General features: G+C 71.0%; 5 protein-coding genes and 1 pseudogene. 5 read left to right on the top strand and 1 reads right to left on the bottom strand.

What is annotated here, in order from left to right; translation table 11 throughout:
- Together AC31A1_RS49135 and AC31A1_RS49130 are read left to right on the top strand one after the other, a co-directional pair.
- Nucleotides 1–266 (top strand): RraA family protein (locus tag AC31A1_RS49135; RefSeq protein WP_489659551.1); only part of this gene is annotated, 266 nt, incomplete at its 5' end.
- Between the two features lie 71 nt (nucleotides 267–337).
- Complete coding sequence (locus AC31A1_RS49130; protein WP_489659550.1) at nucleotides 338–835, top strand: HAD domain-containing protein; 498 nt, start codon at nucleotides 338–340, stop codon at nucleotides 833–835.
- Nucleotides 836–1,137: 302 nt separating this feature from the next.
- Here AC31A1_RS49130 and AC31A1_RS49125 read toward each other — a convergent pair.
- A pseudogene (locus AC31A1_RS49125) lies at nucleotides 1,138–1,382 on the bottom strand (aminoglycoside phosphotransferase family protein); the annotation flags it as partial.
- 63 nt (nucleotides 1,383–1,445) lie between these two features.
- Here AC31A1_RS49125 and AC31A1_RS49120 point away from each other — a divergent pair.
- The 3 genes from AC31A1_RS49120 to AC31A1_RS49110 all read left to right on the top strand — a co-directional run.
- The gene (locus AC31A1_RS49120; protein ID WP_489659549.1) at nucleotides 1,446–1,898 is read left to right on the top strand and encodes a GNAT family N-acetyltransferase; all 453 of its coding nucleotides are present in this window, start codon (nucleotides 1,446–1,448) and stop codon (nucleotides 1,896–1,898) included.
- A 55-nt stretch (nucleotides 1,899–1,953) separates the two neighbouring features.
- Nucleotides 1,954–2,379 carry a hypothetical protein gene (locus tag AC31A1_RS49115; RefSeq protein WP_489659548.1) on the top strand — a complete coding sequence of 142 codons (426 nt, stop codon included), beginning with the start codon at nucleotides 1,954–1,956 and terminating at the stop codon, nucleotides 2,377–2,379.
- A partial coding sequence (locus AC31A1_RS49110; RefSeq protein ID WP_489659547.1) for an SDR family oxidoreductase occupies nucleotides 2,376–3,165 on the top strand: 790 nt, incomplete at its 3' end. The genes AC31A1_RS49115 and AC31A1_RS49110, both read left to right, overlap by 4 nt.

Genomic DNA, 3,165 nt, shown 5'->3' with positions numbered 1-3,165 from the left:
GGGTCGTGCCGATTCCGGGGGTCAAGAAGGCCGTACTGCCGTTGAACGAGCGGGTGCGGTGCGGGGGAGTCGCCGTCGACGCCGGGGATGTCGTGGTGGCCGACGAGGACGGGGTCGTGGTCGTGCCGGGTGCGCGGCGGGCCGAGGTGCTCGCGGGGGCGTTGGCGCGGTTGGTTCAGGAGGGCGACGAGAGCCTTGACGAGTGGGAGGCCGCGCATCGGGCCCGGGTCGACGAGTTGCTGCGCGCGGGCGGGTTCGAGGGGTGACGTGCGGGGCGTAGTGGAGGAATGGCTGACAGGCGTGGCGTAGGAGCGGATTGTGTCCGATCCTGGTGGCGATGCTCCTCTTCCTCGATGTCGATGGGACGCTGCTCCCCTTCGGTGCGTCGCGGCCCTACCCGGTGTACGAACCGGGCTTCGCGCCGCCGGCTGCCGCCGCCCCTCCGCTGCTGACCCGGATCGACCCCTCGCTCGGGCCGCGGCTCGCCGCGCTGCGGTGCGAACTGGTGTGGGCGACGACCTGGATGGACGACGCGAACGTGTGCGTCGCGCCCTGGCTCGGACTGCCCCAACTCCCCCTGGTGGACTGGCTCGACCCGCCCGAGGAGAGCGAGAGTGCGACCGGCGGCCGCCTGCACTGGAAGACCCGGTCGCTCGTCGCCCGGGCCGCCGGCCGGCCTTTCGTCTGGGTCGACGACGAGATCCGGGACGCCGACCGCGACTGGGTCACCGCCCACCATCCCGAACGGGCCCTGCTGCAACGCGTCGACCATCGGTACGGGATCACGGGCGCGGACTTCGACGCCATGGAGGCGTGGCTGGCCGTCAACCGGTAGGCGGGGGTGGGTAGTTGGAGCTCATGGGGATGGTGAACCGTCAGAACGGGGGCTCGTCGTACGACAGTTGCCGCAGCCGCTTCGCACTCTTTCAACCCGGAGCCGGGCCGCTTTACCTTTTCGACTGTGGCGACGCGGCCGTCTCCCACCCGTTCTGCAGCTTCCTGATCCCCGCCGGGCGGGTCACCGAGCGCTACGGCCCCGACGCACTGCCTCGCCTGCGCGACGCCTACCTGGAACCCTGGACGGGAAACGGCCGTACCAGCAAGGAACTTCGCCGTGCACTCACACAACTGGCCGTCGAGGGGTTCCAGGACGTACTCCGGGACCCAGCGGGCGAGTGCGGTGGTGAGCGGTGCCTCGAAGGTGCCGGCGGGGGGATTGGCCTTCAGCCACACAGCGGCAGCCGTGGTGCCTTCGACGGGGATGCGGACCAGGACGGACCAGGGGCGCAGGCCTCGTCCCGCCAAGTCGCCTGGTCCCAGGGCGTCTTGGCGTCCTCGTACTGGCCTCGGTCCATGATCGCCGATGTGTCGTCGTCGTGCATCGGGTCGTTCCAGCAGCGGGGCCGCCCGGGTTCCATCGATTTCCGCGCGGTAGCGTGCCGATCATGGCGGACTGGGAACTACGGCCGGCGTCGGCCGCCGATGTCGAGGCGATCGCCGAGCTGCGTGCCGTCGTACTGCGCGATGATCTGGAGCGGCTCGGCCGGTACGACGCGCGGCGGGTGCGGCAGCGGTTGCGAGACGGGTTCGAGCCGGGGTGCACCTGGGTGATCGAGGTGGGCGGGGAGTTCGCCGGGTGTGTGGCGCTACGGCCGGACGCGGGCGCCCGTTGCCACTGGCTGGAGCATTTCTATGTGGGCGCGCACCACCAGGGGCGCGGGATCGGTTCCGGGGTGCTGGGGGAGCTGCTGGAGCGGTGCGACCGTGACGGTGTCCGCGTCGTACGGCTGAATGTGCTGCGGGGGAGTCCGGCCCGGCGGCTGTACGAGCGGCACGGGTTCGTCGTCGGGACCGAGGACGCGGTGGACGTTTTCATGGTGCGGGCGCTGCCTGCCTGAACTGCGGTTTCGGCCTCCGCCGTGACATTCGCGGGGGCTGTGTCGTCGTACGGGTATGAACACAGGAATCCGGTACGTCAGCCTCGGTCTGCTGGCCGTGGTCAGCCTGTACACAGGGCTGTGGGCCTACTTCTCGCCGACGGGGTGGTATGCCAACTTCCCCGGACTCGGGCTGAGTTGGCTGCCCCAGCTGGGCCCCTACAACGAACACCTCGTCAAGGACGCGGGGGCGATGTTCCTCGCGCTGGCCTGCCTGACGCTCATCGCGCTGCGCCAGGTGCGGAACACCCGGCTGGTGCAGACGACGGGTGCGGTGTGGCTGGTCTTCAACGTGCTGCACTTCAGCTATCACGTGCAGCACCTCGACATGTACGGGACGCGCGACCAGGTGCTGAATGTCGTGTCCCTGAGCGCGCTCATGCTGCTCGCGGCGGTACTGCTGGTGCCGGCGTTTCCTCGACGGCGGGGTGACACCCAATGAAGGAGAGGATCGGCATGCGGGTGGCGGTGGCGGGCGGAACCGGGCTGGTCGGGCGGTACGTGGTCGACGAGCTGGTCGCTGCCGGGCACGAACCGGTGGTGCTGAGCCGGTCGCGGGGCGTGGACCTGGTCTCGGGCGGCGCGGGGCTCGACGCGGCCCTCGACGGTGTGGACGCTGTCGTCGACGTGAGCAACGTGACGACCACGAGCGCGCGGAAGGCGGTCGCGTTCTTCGAGGCCGTCGCGCGCAATCTGCTGGACGCGGGGGAGCGGGCAGGCGTACGGCATCACGTGGCGCTGTCGATCGTCGGCATCGACCGGGTCGGGCTCGGCTACTACCAGGGCAAACTCCGCCAGGAGGACGTGGTGCGGGGCGGGCCGGTGCCGTGGTCGGTGCTGCGCGCGACGCAGTTCCACGAGTTCGCGGAGCAGACCCTCGAACGGGTGCCGAGGCCGCTCGCGGTGGTACCGCGGATGCGGACCCAGCCGATCGCCGCGCGGGAGGTCGCGCGGCATCTGGTGAAGCTTGCGGTGGGGCCCGCTCAAGGCATGGCCCCGGATCTCGCCGGGCCGCGCGTCGAGCAACTCGTGGACATGGTGCGGCGGTTGCTGCGGGCTCGGGGGGAACGGCGGTTGGTGGTGCCGGTGCGGATGCCGGGCGCGGTCGGGGCGGCGATGACGGGGGACGGGCAGTTGCCGGTCGCCGGCGCGCCCGGGCCGCGGGGCAGCCAGACGTTCGACGAATGGCTCGCGGAGCATGTGGTGAGGGGCGAGAGCAGGGGTGGGG

Source organism: Streptomyces sp. P5F9 (assembly GCF_057961495.1).
This window is presented reverse-complemented; position numbering and strand designations above follow the sequence as displayed.